16 protein-coding genes are annotated in these 17,667 nt (G+C 53.4%); 5 read left to right on the forward strand and 11 right to left on the reverse strand.

The window, feature by feature from the left end; translation table 11 throughout:
- Positions 1-11 precede the first annotated feature (11 nt).
- Together nuoA and IYV58_RS19370 are read right to left on the reverse strand one after the other, a co-directional pair.
- Positions 12-458 carry an NADH-quinone oxidoreductase subunit NuoA gene (nuoA, locus tag IYV58_RS19365; RefSeq protein ID WP_004123140.1) on the reverse strand — a complete coding sequence of 149 codons (447 nt, stop codon included), beginning with the start codon at positions 456-458 and terminating at the stop codon, positions 12-14.
- A 651-nt stretch (positions 459-1,109) separates the two neighbouring features.
- The gene (locus IYV58_RS19370) at positions 1,110-2,036 is read right to left on the reverse strand and encodes a LysR family transcriptional regulator (RefSeq protein WP_004123142.1); all 927 of its coding nucleotides are present in this window, start codon (positions 2,034-2,036) and stop codon (positions 1,110-1,112) included.
- Between the two features lie 889 nt (positions 2,037-2,925).
- On the opposite strand from IYV58_RS19370, the gene alaA reads away from it, so the two are divergent.
- Entirely contained in the window at positions 2,926-4,143 is a 1,218-nt protein-coding gene (gene alaA / locus IYV58_RS19375; protein WP_004123143.1) for an alanine transaminase AlaA, read from the forward strand.
- 88 nt (positions 4,144-4,231) lie between these two features.
- Complete coding sequence (gene yfbR / locus IYV58_RS19380) at positions 4,232-4,831, forward strand: 5'-deoxynucleotidase (protein ID WP_004123145.1); 600 nt, start codon at positions 4,232-4,234, stop codon at positions 4,829-4,831.
- A 52-nt stretch (positions 4,832-4,883) separates the two neighbouring features.
- Here yfbR and IYV58_RS19385 read toward each other — a convergent pair whose 3' ends face one another.
- The 4 genes from IYV58_RS19385 to yfbV all read right to left on the reverse strand — a co-directional run bounded on the left by IYV58_RS19385 (position 4,884) and on the right by yfbV (position 8,500).
- The gene (locus IYV58_RS19385) at positions 4,884-6,716 is read right to left on the reverse strand and encodes an SLC13 family permease (RefSeq protein WP_004123147.1); all 1,833 of its coding nucleotides are present in this window, start codon (positions 6,714-6,716) and stop codon (positions 4,884-4,886) included.
- 76 nt (positions 6,717-6,792) lie between these two features.
- Entirely contained in the window at positions 6,793-7,452 is a 660-nt protein-coding gene (locus tag IYV58_RS19390) for a sugar phosphatase (RefSeq protein ID WP_032742182.1), read from the reverse strand.
- 11 nt (positions 7,453-7,463) lie between these two features.
- Entirely contained in the window at positions 7,464-7,958 is a 495-nt protein-coding gene (locus IYV58_RS19395; RefSeq protein WP_004123152.1) for a YfbU family protein, read from the reverse strand.
- An 86-nt stretch (positions 7,959-8,044) separates the two neighbouring features.
- On the reverse strand, positions 8,045-8,500 hold the full coding sequence (gene yfbV / locus IYV58_RS19400) for a terminus macrodomain insulation protein YfbV (protein WP_195729200.1): 456 nt from the start codon (positions 8,498-8,500) through the stop codon (positions 8,045-8,047).
- 335 nt (positions 8,501-8,835) lie between these two features.
- Here yfbV and ackA point away from each other — a divergent pair, with 335 nt between their 5' ends.
- A complete protein-coding gene (ackA, locus tag IYV58_RS19405; RefSeq protein WP_004123156.1) occupies positions 8,836-10,038 on the forward strand; it encodes an acetate kinase in 1,203 nt (400 codons plus the stop codon).
- Between the two features lie 200 nt (positions 10,039-10,238).
- Positions 10,239-12,383, forward strand: coding sequence for a phosphate acetyltransferase (gene pta / locus IYV58_RS19410; protein ID WP_004123158.1), 2,145 nt, complete (start codon positions 10,239-10,241; stop codon positions 12,381-12,383).
- A gap of 46 nt (positions 12,384-12,429) precedes the next feature.
- Here the strand turns inward: pta and IYV58_RS19415 are convergent, their stop codons facing one another.
- From IYV58_RS19415 to IYV58_RS19435, 5 genes are all read right to left on the reverse strand, one after another.
- Positions 12,430-13,383, reverse strand: coding sequence for a transketolase family protein (locus tag IYV58_RS19415; protein ID WP_087829164.1), 954 nt, complete (start codon positions 13,381-13,383; stop codon positions 12,430-12,432).
- Complete coding sequence (locus IYV58_RS19420; protein WP_123829012.1) at positions 13,376-14,206, reverse strand: transketolase; 831 nt, start codon at positions 14,204-14,206, stop codon at positions 13,376-13,378. Before IYV58_RS19420 ends, IYV58_RS19415 begins: the two co-directional genes overlap by 8 nt.
- A complete protein-coding gene (locus IYV58_RS19425) occupies positions 14,203-15,594 on the reverse strand; it encodes a PTS ascorbate transporter subunit IIC (RefSeq protein ID WP_004123164.1) in 1,392 nt (463 codons plus the stop codon). The genes IYV58_RS19420 and IYV58_RS19425 overlap by 4 nt, the downstream gene beginning before the upstream one ends.
- 20 nt (positions 15,595-15,614) lie before the next feature.
- Positions 15,615-15,887 carry a PTS sugar transporter subunit IIB gene (locus IYV58_RS19430; protein WP_004123166.1) on the reverse strand — a complete coding sequence of 91 codons (273 nt, stop codon included), beginning with the start codon at positions 15,885-15,887 and terminating at the stop codon, positions 15,615-15,617.
- 79 nt (positions 15,888-15,966) lie between these two features.
- Positions 15,967-16,410: a PTS sugar transporter subunit IIA gene (locus tag IYV58_RS19435; protein WP_004123168.1), complete on the reverse strand. Its 444-nt coding sequence runs from the start codon at positions 16,408-16,410 to the stop codon at positions 15,967-15,969.
- Between the two features lie 236 nt (positions 16,411-16,646).
- Between IYV58_RS19435 and IYV58_RS19440 the strand changes: the two genes are divergently transcribed.
- Complete coding sequence (locus IYV58_RS19440; protein WP_004123170.1) at positions 16,647-17,666, forward strand: LacI family DNA-binding transcriptional regulator; 1,020 nt, start codon at positions 16,647-16,649, stop codon at positions 17,664-17,666.
- Position 17,667: the final 1 nt, after the last annotated feature.

The raw sequence follows: 17,667 nt of genomic DNA on the forward strand, positions 1-17,667 counted from the left end.
TTGCCTCGCTTTTACTGCGTATGACGGTTAGTGGGACTGTCTGTTTCCGGGTTAACCAGCGTGCGACGGGAGCGCGCAGGCGTCCAGTCCAGAGCGCCAATACGAACGAGGTAAACCAGACCAGCCAGTAGCACTAAAATGAAAATTGCGGCTTCCACAAAGCCGACCCAACCGCTTTCACGGATAGAGGTCGACCATGCGTAGAGATACAGGGCTTCCACGTCAAAGATAACGAAGAACATGGCAACCAGATAAAACTTCGCAGAAAGACGTAAGCGAGCCGAACCGACGGAGTCGATCCCGGATTCAAACGGCGTGTTCTTGCTTCGCGCGCGCGCGCGTCCGCCAAGGTACCAGCCGCCGACGAGCATCAGGCAGCACAGGCCGATAGCGATGATGAGAAATATAGCGAATGCCCAATGATGAGCGATGACTTCAGTGGATGTTGACATACGCATTGCTTAACCAAAAAAGTGTAGCGCTAAAACCCTCTGCTCTTACTGGCAGATGAACGCCACAGCGTTTCACGGGGAGGAATAAAAAAATAGCCGTGCAAAAAAGCGTCCCTGGGTGATGTGGAAGGCCAGTTGCGGTGGCTTTTTACTCCTTTCATTAACCTTTTGTCAACTTTAACAAAAGTTTTCACAACATTAATTTACATTGGATTTTTTTCATTAACATTAAATGCCCTTTCATGCGGAATAACCTTGCATACTGTTCGGCTTTAGTGTTGTTGAATCGTGTCCGTTTCCGCCGTAAATCAAAATGACCCGCCTATTTTGACAGGATTCAGACACGATTCCTCCCCCTAAGGAGGGGTATTTTCTTGATCTGCGACACGCTTTTGTTAATTCAACCAAGAAAACAGCAACAAACCAGATGGTTTTTTAACATTAGCAGGAAGTATTGAAAGTGCAGAGAAAAGTCGAGAAATGAGAGGAGGAGCAGTTCTAACTTACTGATTTAGCTCAAAAGATATCAACAAAACTTTCTATTAATCAATAAAATTTGAAAAAAACGAACCGCAGCGGCGATTTCACACGTCTGGGGTTCGTTTTTACACTTACATTTTGTTACCAGTTTTTGTGATGTTTGTTAGCTTTTCCCGCTCAGGAAATAAGGGAATTATCTCCCCCTTCAGGGGTATAAACGCGTGGCGTGGACCACGGCTGGTACTCTGCGCTCAGCGACTGAAAAATGGCCTGCGTCAGCTCGCTTGCCTTCTGCGGATTGCAGTTCAGCATGTAGCGGGTATCCGGCAGCACGGGTAAACCATCACTCCGGCCCGGTACGCGAAATTCGGGGCTCATCATCTCTACCGGTTGCGCGGTTACGCCAAGCCCGGCTTTCACCGCCGCCTTCACCCCCGCCATTGAGCTTGCCGCATGGGAAAGATGCCACATAATGCCGGCGGCGTTGAGTACCTCTACGATCTCTTCCCGAAACGGATCCGGGGCATCCAGCAAAACAAGCGGGACAGACTCGCCCTGAGGGAGGACATAATCCGCTGCGCAGTACCACAGCGTTGGCGACGTGCGCAGCGTCAGCATGTCAGACCCCTGGGTTTGTCGGGTGGTCAGCGCAAGATCGATTGCCCCACTCTTCAACATATCGACGATATCAAGGTGTTTGAGGACTTTGATTTCCAGCGTCAGCCTGGGATAAAAACTACCAATCCGGTTTAACAGGCACGGTAAAATGGTATCTGCTGTCTCATCAGAGGCTCCCACTGTCAGCGTTCCCTGCAGGCTGCCAAACATTAGCGACATACAGGCTTCATCATTAAAACGCAGAATCTTCCGCGCATAGCCCAACAGCTGAATGCCCTGCTCGGTCAGAAGCTTATTGCGCCCGTGGCGAGCAAAAAGTTCTTTGCCAACCAGTTGCTCCAGCCGCTGCATCTGCTGGCTTACCGCTGACTGAGTCCGGCATACCGCTACGGCAGCAGCGGCAAATGTATTGAGATCGGCGACGGCAACAAAGGTTCTCAAGAGGTCGAGGTCTAAATTTAGTATCGAACGATTTTCATTTATCATATTTGCTTCACATTCAGGCGGCTAATGCTGACCTGCCTTGTTGATGCTGTGCTCCAGGCTTCCGGCTAATCCTTAAGCTTCGCGTTACCCGCCACAGACAGACGGATGAACAACTGGACGAACGTTATTGCATTAGAAAGCACTCATCAGCAGCAAATGCGCGGAATTTCAGAGTAATATTTTGCTCGTATGCCTGAGCGCTTTTAATTACGGCGCATTGTTTTTTGTGATGAGACGCAAAAAATAGCCGTCAATGACCATTGCCTGCATCTGCACCAGCGACAAACTTTGCCATAGCGCTCAGGAAGATAACAAAAACCTGCAATAACAATGTATTAATAAAGAAACAGGCTACCTGGCATAGTCATATATCAGTATTAACGATGTTATTCTAACCGAAAACCACAATATTTATAAGCGTTAATCAGTATTATCTCAGGCAATTTTAAATGCTGACCAGCGCTTTAATTAAATTACAAACCTAAGAATATTCCTTGCATAAAATAAAACCCATTTATCAATTAAATGCTTTTCATTAAAAATACCTGGTAAAGTTGTTAACACATTCTGTGTATTGTGAATTAAACGTACATAAGAAAGTGACGCGGCTTTTGCGCAAGAAATAAGCACGCATTCCCGTCAAATCAACAAACCAGATAAACGTTTATAGAATTAGAAAAGAACACAATTTATGACCACCAATGAAAGCATTGAAGGTTTATTGTATAAACAAAACACTACCCCACCAGAGAAATCAATTAATCCCAAAAAATATGAATAGCAAAATCTTCTCCTGTTAACCCTTCAAAACAGCGGGGATGCGGAGTACATTATTCCGTGCTGACTTCCACGGCAGGGAGTGGCGATAACAGCTAAAAGGTCAAGGTTCATGTCCCCCATCGAAAAATCCAGCAAGTTAGATAACGTCTGTTACGACATCCGCGGCCCGGTTCTGAAAGAGGCAAAACGCCTTGAAGAAGAAGGCAACAAAGTCCTGAAGCTGAACATCGGCAACCCAGCGCCGTTTGGCTTTGACGCGCCTGACGAAATCCTCGTTGACGTCATCCGCAATCTCCCGACTTCCCAGGGCTATAGCGATTCAAAGGGCCTCTATTCCGCACGTAAGGCCATCATGCAGCATTACCAGGCTCGCGGCATGCGCGATGTGACGGTCGAAGATATTTATATCGGCAATGGCGTTTCCGAACTTATCGTTCAGGCCATGCAGGCGCTGCTGAACAGCGGCGATGAAATGCTGGTTCCGGCGCCGGATTATCCGCTCTGGACCGCCGCGGTCGCGCTTTCCAGCGGTAAAGCGGTGCATTATCTCTGCGATGAGTCATCCGACTGGTTCCCGGACCTCGACGATATCCGCGCGAAAATCACCCCGCGTACCCGCGGTATCGTGATTATCAACCCGAATAACCCAACCGGCGCGGTCTACTCAAAAGAGCTGCTGATGGAGATCGTCGAGATCGCCCGCCAGCATAATCTGATTATTTTCGCCGATGAGATCTACGATAAGATCCTCTATGATGAGGCGCAGCACCACTCAATTGCGCCGCTGGCCCCGGACCTGCTCACCGTGACCTTTAACGGCCTGTCAAAAACCTACCGCGTTGCCGGCTTTCGCCAGGGCTGGATGGTGCTTAACGGGCCGAAGAAACACGCAAAAGGCTATATCGAAGGCCTGGAAATGCTGTCCTCTATGCGCCTGTGCGCCAACGTCCCGGCCCAGCATGCGATCCAAACCGCTCTCGGTGGCTATCAGAGCATCAGCGAATTTATTGTTCCAGGCGGGCGTTTATATGAACAGCGCAATCGCGCCTGGGAGCTGATTAACGACATTCCAGGCGTATCGTGCACCAAGCCGAAAGGCGCGCTGTATATGTTCCCGAAAATCGACGCTAAGCGCTTTAATATTCACGATGACCAAAAAATGGTGCTCGATTTTCTGCTACAGGAAAAAGTCCTGCTGGTTCAGGGTACCGCCTTTAACTGGCCGTGGCCGGACCACGTGCGTATTGTGACCCTTCCGCGCGAAGACGATCTTGAAATGGCAATTACCCGTTTCGGCCGTTTCCTTTCCGGCTACCACCAGCTCTGATTGCATCTACCCAGCCGCCGGGATTTGCATCCGGCGGCAATCCCTGCGCACAATGTCACCCGACGTCGTAACTGATTAAGGGTTCCTAATGAGTCAGAGTCATTTCTTTGCCCACCTCTCCCGCCTGAAACTGATCAACCGCTGGCCGCTGATGCGTAATGTGCGCACCGAAAACGTCTCCGAACACAGCTTACAGGTCGCGATGGTGGCCCATGCGCTGGCGGCGATCAAAAATCGTAAATTTGGCGGTCAGGTTAACGCCGAGCGCATTGCCTTGCTGGCGATGTATCACGATGCCTCGGAAGTCCTGACCGGCGACCTGCCGACGCCGGTAAAATATTTCAACTCGCAGATCGCGCAAGAATACAAAGCCATCGAGAAAATCGCCCAGCAGAAGCTGGTCGATATGGTTCCTGATGAACTGCGCGATATTTTTGAGCCGCTCATCGACGAACAGCACTACAGCGAAGAGGAAAAATCCCTTGTTAAGCAGGCCGATGCGCTTTGTGCCTACCTGAAGTGTCTGGAAGAACTATCGGCGGGGAATAATGAATTTCTGCTGGCCAAAGGCCGCCTTGAGAAAACGCTGGAATCGCGCCGCAGCGCTGAGATGGACTACTTTATGCATGTTTTCGTGCCGAGCTTCCACCTTTCGCTCGATGAAATCAGCCAGGATTCGCCTTTATAAAATAATCACTCCCCGGCCAGCCTCAGCCTGACCGGGGAAGAACGTTGCTGAATCAGAACGGAAACAGCATCGGGATCAGCAGAACGCACACCACCATCACCAGGATAGTAAACGGCACGCCGATTTTGACAAAATCGCTGAATGAATATTTACCCGGCCCCAGTACCAGGGTATTCACCGGCGACGATACCGGCGTCATAAACGCCGCCGAGGCCGCCATGGCGACCACCATCGCAAAAGGATAAGGCGAAACGCCCATCGACTTTGCCGCGGCCAGCGCAATGGGCGCCATCAGCACCGCGGTGGCGGTATTGGATATAAACAGGCCGATAGCCGCGCACATCACAAACAGACAGCCAAGCATCAGGTACGGTCCTTTACTTCCCGCCACGTCCATTAATCCCTGTACCACCAGATCAACGCCGCCGGTTTTCTGCAGCGCCAGAGCAAAAGGCATCATCCCGACGATCAAAATAATGCTCGGCCAGTGAATGGCTTTATAGGCACTTTCGGCGTTAATACAGCGGAATTTACCCATCAGCAGACAGGCCACGATCGCCGCTATGGGGTTCGGAATTTCGTCAGTCAGCATCAGCGCGACCATCAGCACCAGACAGAAAATCGCATGCGGCGCCTGGCTGTGCGCCGGCGAGGCGTCATTGACCTCAATGGGCATATTCAGCACCACAAAGTCACGACCTCGCTTGGCCAGCAGGGCTATCTGCCGCCAGTTCCCCACCACCAGCATGATATCGCCAAGCTGCAAAGCTTCATCGGTGACCGCGCCGTCAAGAGCTTTGCCATCGCGTTTCAGACCCACAATGTTCAAATCGAAACGGGTACGAAAGGCGATTTCGCGCACCGTCTTGCCAATCAGTTCGGAATCCGGGATCAGAGAGACTTCCGCCATCCCTACGTCAAGCGCCTGATCGGAAAAGTATTCGCCGCGCAGTACCATGGGCTCCAGCATTTGCTCGCCACAGAACTGGCGTAAATCCACATCGGAGGCCGACATGTCGATCAGCAAAACGTCGCGGGCGCGGAACTCCGATACGCCGTTAACGTTAACGATAACCCGCCGGAAGCGCCGCCAGCGCTCAACGCCGATAACGTTCGCCCCATAGCGTTCGCGTAGCTTCAGGTCGTCCAGGCGCTGGCCAATCATCGGCGAGCCGGGGCGAATGGCCAGGCGACGCGCGCGCCCCGTGAGATGATAATCTTTGATAAGATCGCGGAAGGTGCTTCGCTTACGGCCATCGCGGACCTGTTCGCCTTCGTCCCCCTTTAGCATGAAGCGCATCACCAGCATATAGAAAACGCCCAGAACCAGCACCACCAGGCCTATAGGCGTGACGCTAAAAAAGCTGAATCCTTGCAGCCCTTCGCGTAACAGCTCGCTGTTGACGACCAGGTTGGGCGGTGTTGCCACCAAAGTCATCATCCCGCTAATAAGTCCGGCAAAACTGAGCGGCATCATCAACCGCGAAGGTGACGTGTTCATGCGCATTGACACGCTGAGCACCACGGGAATAAAAATGGCCACCACGCCGGTCGAGCTCATAAAAGCGCCTAATCCGGCAACGGTTAGCATTAAATAGACCAGCATTTTGGTTTCGCTATTACCGGCAACCTTTACCAGCCAGGAGCCCATTTTGGTGGCAACCCCGGTACGCACCAGCCCATCGCCAATAATGAAAAGCGCGGCGATAAGGATAACGTTGGGATCGCTAAATCCCGAGAAGGCCTCGCTGAGCGTTAAAGTGCCGCTAAGGACAAAAGCGACAATCACCAGCAACGCGATAGCGTCCATGCGCACTTTTCCGGTGGCAAAGAGTACGACGGCTACGGCAAGAAGAGATAACACCCAAATCAGTTCACCGTTCACAACTTATCCTTGTCAGAAGATGGAGTTGGAAGTTTGGCATAAAAAAGCCCCGCCGGCGCGGGGCTAAATCATGAGATTAATCTTTAAGGCTAACATTCACATTGCCGTCAGGCAGGCGCTCAACCAGCAGATTTTCAAGCGTCGTTAACACCAAATCAGCTTCATCAAGACGCGGCGCATCGGCGGGCACATTGACCGCGATAGTCCGACAACCGGCATTCAGCCCAGAGAGCAGCCCGGCAGGGGCATCCTCCACCACGGCGCAATCTCCCGGCGCCAGCCCTAACAGCTCGGCCCCCAGCAGATAGGCGTCCGGAGCGGGTTTCCCGTGCTTTACGCGCTCGGCGGTGACGAAAACCTCAGCCTCAGGCAGCCCCGCAGCGCGGTGACGAGCATGGGCGACGGGAATCGAACCTGACGTCACTATCGCCCACGGAATCCCCACGTCATCAAGTGTCCTCAGCAACGCCACCGCTCCCGGCAGCGCCGTTACGCCATCCGTATCCGTTGCTTCGACCTTTTCCAGCCAGACGAACTCGGACTGAATCTCTTCTTCGCTGCGGCCGGGAAGAAAATGACGTAATGAGGTTATCGCCTGTTTGCCATGAATGAAGTTCAACACCTCATCATGAGGGATACTGAATCGATCCGCCCATTTGCACCACGAACGCTCCACAACCGGCAACGAATCGACCAATGTCCCGTCAAGATCAAACAGGAAACCTTTACACTGCACGGGAACCTCCATCAGGCGTTGATAATCTGGTTAATTTCGTTACTGCTTAAATGGTACTGACGCGGGCAGGAGTGCCAGGTGCTCAGCATGCGCTGGTATTTTTCCCACATCGGGGTCTGGGAGTTAAAGCCGTGAGTACCGGCGTCAAAGTGGCTGTAGCGCCCTTCAACGTTAACCATAAAGCGGACATAACCGAGATAGCGGGCTTCGGTCGCCACGTCGAAGCCGAGGAAGGTGACCCGTCGCTCGTCAATCCCGCTGGCGTCCTTCAGGTTTGTCCAGGAGACATGCAGCGCGTGATACATCTCCATGATATCAATGATAGTACGACACGTTTCCTCGGTAAGCTGGCCAAACTCGCGGTCCAGCTCGCGCATCTGCAGCCCGTATCCACGCTCAATGATGGTCTGCAGGCGGCGGTAGCGTTCAGCGTTGTCCGGATCGAGCATCGTCATCATTTTGTATTGATTCGACAGAATCAGACGCTGCGCATTGGTCATTTCCATTTTTGACTCCTGTTGCACTTTTACGGCGTGAAAAAAGAAGGCGCATGAATTATGCGCCTTCTTTTATATGCGTTTTCCCGATGAAATTACAAATCATCAAGGAAAGTTTTATCCAGTTGTTTGAAGGCGCGCTTAAGCGTGTCAGCTAAAGCCTGATAATCGGGCTTGCCATCTACCGGCGTTAACGCCTGCCCGGCCTCCTGCAGTTTACCGCGCACTTCATAAAACCAGTTCAGTATCGACGGCGGCAGCGGCGTCACTGAACGCTTACCCAACCACCATAAACCCTGCATCGGCAGGCTCAGCGCAAACAGCGCGGTGGCGACGGCCGGGCCCAACTGGCCGCCGAGGGCGATTTGCCAGCACAGCGTGAAAATCGCCACCGGCGGCATGATACGAATCGCATAACGCGTGGCGCGAATAATACGGTTTTCAATAAACACCGGGGCAAGGCGCTTATCCAGAGGCCAGGTCTTTGCATAGTGCTGCCCGTGGCGAAACAAGCCAAAAAAACTCACAGAGCGATTCTGGGGACCGGACATGGCTTACCTCAACTTTACATATAAAACTTAAAAAATTTGTGCAAAACACCAACTGTGCATGACAACGTTCAAAAGATTTTGGCAATGACGCACTCAATCAGGTATTCTGTGCGCACCTGAGGGGCGGTTAGACCCTTTTACCAGGTTAGTCAAATTATCGCATATTCTGCCACTGGCTGAAAATTATGCAAAATGACATAAAATCAAATGTACTTCTCTCATCGTGCCGAAAACAGTACAAGGCATGATGTTAATCATAAATGTCGATGTCATCCTGCGCTACGCTTTGTGACACACTGACGTTTTTTTAGCCACGTATCATAAAAGGTACTTCCATGTCGAGTAAGTTAGTACTGGTTCTGAACTGCGGTAGCTCCTCTCTGAAATTCGCTATCCTTGATGCCGTCAACGGTGATGAATACCTGTCTGGTTTAGCAGAATGTTTCCATCTTCCTGAAGCCCGTATCAAATGGAAAATGGACGGCAGCAAGCAAGAAGCCGAATTAGGCGCTGGCGCTGCTCACAGTGAAGCGCTGAACTTTATCGTTAACACTATTCTGGCACAAAAACCAGAACTGTCTGCTCAGCTGACCGCAATCGGCCACCGTATCGTTCACGGTGGTGAAAAATACACCAGCTCCGTCGTTATCGATGACTCGGTTATTCAGGGAATTAAAGACTCCGCCTCTTTCGCCCCGCTGCACAACCCGGCGCACCTGATCGGTATCGCAGAAGCCCTGAAATCCTTCCCTAATCTGAAAGACAAGAACGTTGCCGTGTTCGACACCGCGTTCCATCAGACCATGCCGGAAGAATCTTACCTCTATGCCCTGCCGTACAGCCTGTACAAAGAACACGGCGTACGTCGCTACGGCGCGCACGGCACCAGCCACTTCTATGTGACTCAGGAAGCCGCGAAAGTTCTGAACAAACCGGTTGAAGAGCTGAACATCATCACCTGCCATCTGGGCAACGGTGGTTCCGTTTCCGCTATCCGCAACGGTAAATGCGTTGACACTTCCATGGGTCTGACTCCGCTGGAAGGTCTGGTGATGGGTACGCGTTCTGGCGATATCGACCCGGCAATCATTTTCCATCTGCACGATGCCCTGGGCATGAGCGTAGACGCCATCAACAAAATGCTGACCAAAGAGTCCGGCCTGCTCGGTTTGACCGAAGTGACCAGCGACTGCCGCTACGTTGAAGACAACTACCAGGAAAAAGCTGACGCTAAACGTGCCATGGACGTTTACTGCCACCGCCTGGCAAAATATATCGGCTCCTACACCGCGCTGATGGATGGTCGTCTGGACGCCGTCGTATTCACCGGTGGTATCGGTGAGAACGCCGCGATGGTTCGCGAACTGTCTCTGGGTAAACTGGGCGTACTGGGCTTTGAAGTTGATCACGAGCGTAACCTGGCTGCCCGTTTCGGTAAGTCTGGCTTCATCAACAAAGAAGGCACTCGCCCGGCTATCGTCATTCCGACCAACGAAGAGTTGGTCATCGCGCAGGACGCCAACCGTCTGACCGCCTGATTCCACACCGCCAGCCATAACCCTAAATAATTCGAGTTGCAGGAAGGCGGCGACGCAGAGAATCCCCAGGAGCGTACGAGTAGTACGTAACTGGGGTGAGCGAGTAAAGCCAACGCACATGCAACTTGAAGTATGACGGGAAGCTGGTGGTGCAGTTTTGTATCCCGCCTGATACTGGCGGTAACGAAAGAGGATATATCGTGTCCCGTACAATCATGCTGATCCCTACCGGAACCAGCGTAGGCCTGACCAGCGTCAGCCTCGGTGTTATCCGTGCTATGGAACGTAAAGGCGTTCGCCTGAGCGTCTTTAAACCTATCGCTCAACCGCGTGCCGGTGGCGATGCGCCAGACCAGACTACCACCATCATTCGCGCGAACTCCGACCTTCCGGCCGCAGAACCGTTGAAAATGAGCCACGTTGAGTCGCTGCTCTCCAGCAACCAGAAAGACGTGCTGATGGAAGAGATCATCGCCAACTACCACGCCAACGCGCAGGATGCGGAAGTGGTGCTGGTTGAAGGTCTGGTCCCGACCCGCAAACATCAGTTTGCCCAGTCTCTGAACTACGAAATCGCGAAAACGCTTAACGCTGAAATCGTCTTTGTGATGTCCCAGGGTACCGATACTCCGGAACAGCTGAAAGAGCGCATTGAGCTGACTCGCAGCAGCTTCGGCGGCGCGAAAAACACCAGCATCACCGGCGTCATCGTCAACAAGCTGAATGCACCGGTTGACGAACAGGGCCGTACTCGCCCGGACCTGTCGGAAATCTTTGACGACTCTTCCAAAGCAAAAGTCGTGAAGATCGATCCGGCTCAGTTGCAGAGCGGTAGCCCATTACCGGTTCTGGGCGCGGTGCCGTGGAGCTTCGATCTGATCGCCACTCGTGCGATTGATATGGCGCATCACCTGAACGCCACCATCATCAACGAAGGCGACATCAATACCCGCCGCGTGAAGTCCGTCACCTTCTGTGCGCGTAGCATTCCGCACATGCTGGAACACTTCCGCGCAGGCTCTCTGCTGGTTACTTCCGCAGACCGTCCTGACGTACTGGTCGCCGCCTGCCTGGCCGCGATGAACGGCGTGGAAATCGGCGCTATCCTGCTGACCGGGGCCTATGAAATGGACCCGCGCGTAAGCAAGCTGTGCGAACGCGCGTTTGCTACCGGCCTGCCGGTATTCATGGTTAACACCAACACCTGGCAGACCTCTCTGAGCCTGCAGAGCTTCAACCTGGAAGTGCCGGTTGACGATCACGAGCGTATTGAGAAAGTTCAGGAATACGTGGCTAACTATATCAACGCCGACTGGATTGAATCCCTGACCGCGACTTCCGAGCGCAGCCGTCGTCTCTCTCCGCCAGCCTTCCGCTATCAGCTCACCGAGCTGGCGCGTAAAGCAGGCAAGCGTGTTGTTCTGCCGGAAGGCAACGAACCGCGTACCGTTAAAGCCGCGGCTATCTGCGCCGAGCGCGGTATCGCGACCTGCGTACTGCTGGGTAACCCGGATGAAATCACCCGCGTTGCCGCTTCTCAGGGCGTAGAGCTGGGCGCCGGTATTGAAATCGTTGACCCGGAAGTGGTTCGCGAAAGCTACGTTGCTCGCCTGGTCGAGCTGCGTAAGAGCAAAGGCATGACCGAAGCGGTTGCCCGCGAGCAGCTGGAAGACAACGTGGTTCTCGGCACCCTGATGCTGGAACAAGACGAAGTCGACGGCCTGGTATCCGGTGCGGTTCACACCACCGCCAACACCATCCGTCCGCCGCTGCAGCTGATCAAAACTGCGCCGGGTAGCTCTCTGGTCTCCTCCGTATTCTTCATGCTGCTGCCGGAACAGGTTTACGTTTACGGCGACTGCGCGATCAACCCGGATCCGACCGCTGAACAGCTGGCTGAAATCGCTATCCAGTCCGCAGACTCCGCGATTGCCTTCGGCATCGAACCGCGCGTAGCCATGCTCTCCTACTCCACCGGTACCTCTGGCGCCGGCAGCGATGTTGAGAAAGTACGCGAAGCGACTCGTCTGGCGCAGGAAAAACGTCCTGACCTGATGATCGACGGCCCGCTGCAGTACGATGCTGCGGTTATGGCTGACGTAGCGAAATCCAAAGCGCCGAACTCTCCGGTTGCTGGCCGCGCTACCGTGTTCATCTTCCCGGACCTGAACACCGGTAACACCACTTACAAAGCCGTACAGCGTTCTGCCGACCTGATCTCTATCGGGCCGATGCTGCAGGGGATGCGTAAGCCGGTGAACGACCTGTCCCGTGGCGCGCTGGTTGACGATATCGTCTATACCATCGCCCTGACCGCGATTCAGTCGTCCCAGCAGCAAGCATAATCTGCCCGCTGCATGAAAAAAGGCGACCTCAGGGTCGCCTTTTTATTTACAGCAGCTCTCGCGCCGCCGAGACAATATCATGCGCCGTCAGGCCATACTCCTTCTGCAAGAAGTCCTGCGTTCCCACCTGGCCATAACGCTCCTTCACCCCCACACGACGCATCGGAACCGGGCAGGTCTCCACCAGGACTTCCGCCACCGCCGATCCCAGTCCGTTATGAATACTGTGGTTTTCACAGGTCACGATACGCCCGGTTTTTTCGGCGTAATTTTTCACCAGCATACGGTCGATAGGCTTCAGGGTAAACATATCAATCACCGCCGCGCTGACCCCTTCCTGCTCAAGTTGACGTGCTGCCTCAAGGGCTTCCGCCACCATGATCCCGTTGGCAATCAAGGTGATGTCTTCACCTTCGCGCAGCACATTACCTTTGCCAATCGTAAACGTCGAACCCGGCGCGTAGACGCTCGGCGCCTGTTTGCGGATCGTGCGTACCCAGTAAAAACCGTCGAGATCGATAAGCTGCCGCAGGATATCCTCAAACATCACCGCATCGGTCACTTCCAGCACCACCGAATGCGCGAGGCCGCGCACAATACCCATATCCTCAAACGACATATGGGTTCCGCCGTTATGGCAGGCGGTCACCCCGGCGTCAGAAGCGATCACCTTGACGTTGTTCCGCTGATAGTCCAGCGCCATAAACAACTGGTCGAAGCAGCGGCGGCTGGCGAAAGCGGTAAAGGTATGGACAAACGGCTTACGCCCGGTCAACGATAGTCCGGCGGCGGTACCGATCACGTTCGCTTCCATAATGCCGCAGTTGATGACGTGCTGCGGATGCTGCCTCGCGACGCCATCCATCGCCATAGAGCTCATCAGATCCGCTTCCAGGGCGATAATCGGGCTATGGGCTTCAATCTGCTGCGCGACAAACCCGGCATAGACTTTGCGCATCTCTATGGCATCTTTTTGTCCTGCAGGTGCAACTTTAATCATGTTCGGCCTCCAGCTGGCGAATCGTCTCGTTTAGCGTCTCTTTCATCTCGTCCGTCAGGCGCAAGTGATGGTTGTTACTGAGATTCTCGAGATACGGCACGCCCTGGCCTTTCACGCTATCGAGAATAACGACCCGCGGGCGCGCATCGGCGGGAGGAACGGGCTGAACCGCCGCCAGCAGTCCGGGGATGTCATCGCCTTTGACGGTAACAACATCAAAACCAAAGGCGCGGAATTTATCTTCCAGATTAAAAGCGCGAATGATCTCATCCAGCCTGCCGTCAAGCTGTAGCTTGTTCCAGTCAACAAACACGGTCAGATTATTCAGGCGATGATGGGCAATAAACTGGAACGCTTCCCAGCACTGGCCTTCATTCAACTCACCGTCGCCAACGATGCAGAATACCCGATTCGCCCGTCCCGCCAGCTTATGCGACAGCGCCATTCCGCCGGCGATGGAAATCCCCTGCCCCAGAGAGCCGGTAGTGGCATCCACCCCGCGCGTTTTCAACCGATCCGGGTGGCTTGGCAGCCGCGTACCGTTCTGGTTTAGCGTACTCAGCTCCTCCAGCGGAAAATATCCCTTAATCGCTAATGTGCTGTACAGCGCGGGGCCGGCATGACCTTTTGATAACACAAAGTAGTCGCGCTCTGGCCAGTCCGGGTCCGCGGGGTCAATTTTCATCACCGCGCCGTACAGTACCGCCAGCGTCTCCACGACCGACATACTGCCGCCGTAATGGCCGAAACCAAGATCCGTCAGTGATTTAAGGGTGGCGACGCGAATGTCCCGCGCCAGTTGGGTTACTTCTTTCACATTCATGATTTAGCTCCGCTGTTCTCCTGCGCGCCGCCGCCCGCAGATCTCTTTTTCGCAAAAACGTTGTACACCACCAGCAGTACGAACAACGCCACCACAAGGCCGGTAATAGCAAACGGCGACAGATAGCGGGCCAGGTTGCCCAGCACGATACCGACGGCGCCGAAATCCGCATCCGAGAAAGTGGTGTTGGCAAAGCCAATCGCGCCCAGCACCGGCAGCAGCAGTATCGGCAGGAAGGTGATCAGCAGGCCGTTGGCAAACGCCCCTATCATCGCCCCGCGCCGTCCGCCGGTGGCGTTACCAAACACGCCGGCGGTCGCGCCGGTAAAGAAATGCGGCACCACGCCGGGCAGGATCAGCACCCACTTGAACTGCCCGCAGAGGAACAGCCCGACCAGGCCGCCCAGGAAGCTGAACAGAAAGCCAATCAGTACCGCATTGGGCGCATAGGGATAGACTACCGGGCAGTCCAGCGCCGGACGGGCATTAGGCACCAGCTTCTCCGAAAATCCGGTAAAGGCCGGTACGATTTCCGCCAGGATTAGACGTACCCCTTGCAAGATGATGAACACCCCGGCGGCGAAGGTAATCGCCATAATGATGGCGTATACCAGGTAGTTCTGGCCGCCGCTGAAAGTGCTTTCAACATATTCACGCCCCGCGCTCACCGCCATAATCAAATAGATAATCATCATGGTCAGCGAAATGGAGATGGAGCTGTCACGCAGGAAACTCAGGTTTTTCGGTAGGTTCATCTCTTCGGTTGAACGCGAGCCTTTACCGCAGACGCTACCGATCCATCCCGAAAGGACATAGCCCAAGGTGCCGAAGTGGCCGAAAGCGATGTCATCCGTACCGGTAATACGCTTCATATAGCGCTGGGCCAGCGCCGGGAAGAATGCCATCACCAGGCCGAGGATCAGGGAACCGGTAAAGACCAGCCCGATACCTTCAAAACCCGCCACGGTAAGAATCACGCCGATCATACAGGCCATGTAGAAGGTGTGGTGGCCGGTCAGGAAGATATACTTCAGACGCGTAAATCGGGCGACTACAATATTCGCTACCATCCCGAACGCCATAATCAGCGCGGTTGAAGCGCCGTATTTTTCCAGCGCAATAGAAACAATCGCCTCGTTATTAGGAATAATACCCTGAATATTAAAAGCATGCTCAAACATGCCCCCCAGTGGATTCAGCGAACCGACTAATACCGTCGCGCCGCCGCCGAGAACAATAAAACCCAGAATAGTTTTAATGGTTCCCTTGACGACATCGGAGAAAGATTTCTTTTGCGCTACCAGGCCAATTAACGCAATTAAACCGACCAGCACCGAGGGTACTTTTAGAATATCAACAACAAAATTCAGCGTTTCAAGGATAAACATATCCACCTCGCTATAAATAGTTATTGTCTGGCGAACCACGCACGCAGCTGCGCTTCGAGTTCGTTAATATCGATGATGTTGGTAATCACCACCAGCTGGCTTTCCGGGACGCTGGCGCTGGCGGCAATATCCTTAGCCATGACGAATAAATCTGCCGCACCGGGGATTGCCGAGGACAGATCGGAATGTTCCACCTCGGCTTCAATTTCGAGTTTTTTGAGCACTTTTTTAATATTCATCTCAACCATAAAACTGCTGCCCAGGCCGGAACCGCAAATTGCCATAATTTTCATTGTTATCACCTTTTTTGGGTAGAGTAGGTCCGCATCACGCAGGTGCGTAATGGGTTATAAGTCGGATAATAAAATTAAATCAGAAACGCGTGATGATAGTTTTTATCTCCTCCAGGGTGGTGGCCTGATGTAATTTATTCATATCTTCATCGCTGGAAAATAATTCCGCCAGCGCAGAGATCGTTTCAATGTGACTGTGCTTATCCGGCGCCGCCAGCATAATAATAATATCGACCGGGTCGAAGTCTTTAGAGCCAAAGGAAATGCCCTGTTCGAGTTTGAGCAGCGAGAGACCTAAACCTTTCGCCCCCTCTTCCGGCCGCGCATGCGGCATTGCCAGGCCCGGAGCCAACACATAGTAAGGCCCTAGCTTACGGTGCTGCTCAATGATCGCCGCTACATATTCAGGTTCTATAACTCCGGCTTCAAGCAGCGGTCTGGCACAGATGTCCAGTGCCTGCTGCCAGCTTTCTACCTTCTGCCGTAACGTGATGGTGGTATCAGAGAGCCATGTCTTAAGCATTTTACCCCTCGTCTTTTAACAAAAGATGGGCAAACTTTATGCAAGCAGGCAATAGTTATCTGAGATTAAGATCACAAAGATAGCGCTACCAACGTTGAACATTCAGATTTGTGATAGCGCTATCAATTCGCAATCATCCCATCAAAACGCAGCAAAAAGTCCCGTTTAAGGCGTATACTCCCTGACACGTGAAGTAATGGATGATAATAAAAAGCGTCTGTTTAGCAGGAATATGTATGTCTCTAACCCGAAAACGGCGTAGCACCGGAAAGGTGACCATCGCCGATGTTGCTCAGTTGGCTGGAGTGGGTACCATGACCGTGTCCCGCGCCCTTCGTACGCCGGAACAAGTTTCCGATAAGCTTCGCGAAAAAATCGAAGCGGCGGTGCAAGAACTGGGATATATGCCTAACCTCGCCGCTAGCGCACTGGCTTCCGCGTCCTCAAGAACCATAGCGATGGTCGTGCCGAATCTGACGGAGGCGGGCTGCTCGGCAATGTTCGCCGGACTTCAGCAAATATTACAGCCAGCAGGTTATCAAATCATGCTGGCGGAATCGCAGCATCGTCTGGAGCAGGAAGAGAAACTACTGGAAACGCTGCTGGCTTCTAACATCGCCGCCGCCATTCTACTGAGCGTTGAGCACAGCGATACCGTACGCCACTGGCTGCAGAACGCCTCGATTCCGGTGGTGGAGATGGGCGCGATGCGCGCCGATCCTATCGACATGAATATCGGCATCGATAACGTGGCGGCGATGTTCGAGCTGACGGAAATGCTTATCCACCGCGGCTATCAGAATATCGGTCTACTGTGCGCCAATCAGGAACAGTGGATTTTTCAGCAGCATTTGCAGGGGTGGTATAAAGCCATGCTGCGCCATCATATGTCGCCTAACCGGGTAATTAACGCCGCGCTGCCCGCCAACTTTTCCACCGGCGCTTCGCAGCTGCCGGAGTTTTTGCTCGCATGGCCGGAACTGGATGCGCTGGTTTGCGTTTCCGATGAGCTGGCATGCGGAGCGCTGTATGAATGTCAGCGTCGGCGCATCAAAGTTCCTGATGATTTAGCCGTTGTCGGCTTTGGGGATAGCGACGTAAGTCGGGTCTGCCAGCCGCCGTTAACGACGATGGCGGTACCGCACCATAAGATTGGCATCGAAGCCGGCCGTGCACTACTGGAGCGACTTAGCGAGGGAAACTGGAGCGACAGAAGGCCCATCGCATCCAGTTTATGCATGAGGGATAGCTGTTAAA

Origin of the sequence: Klebsiella sp. BDA134-6 (genome assembly GCF_015601345.1) — a bacterium.
Classification (GTDB): Bacteria; Pseudomonadota; Gammaproteobacteria; order Enterobacterales; family Enterobacteriaceae; genus Klebsiella; species Klebsiella grimontii.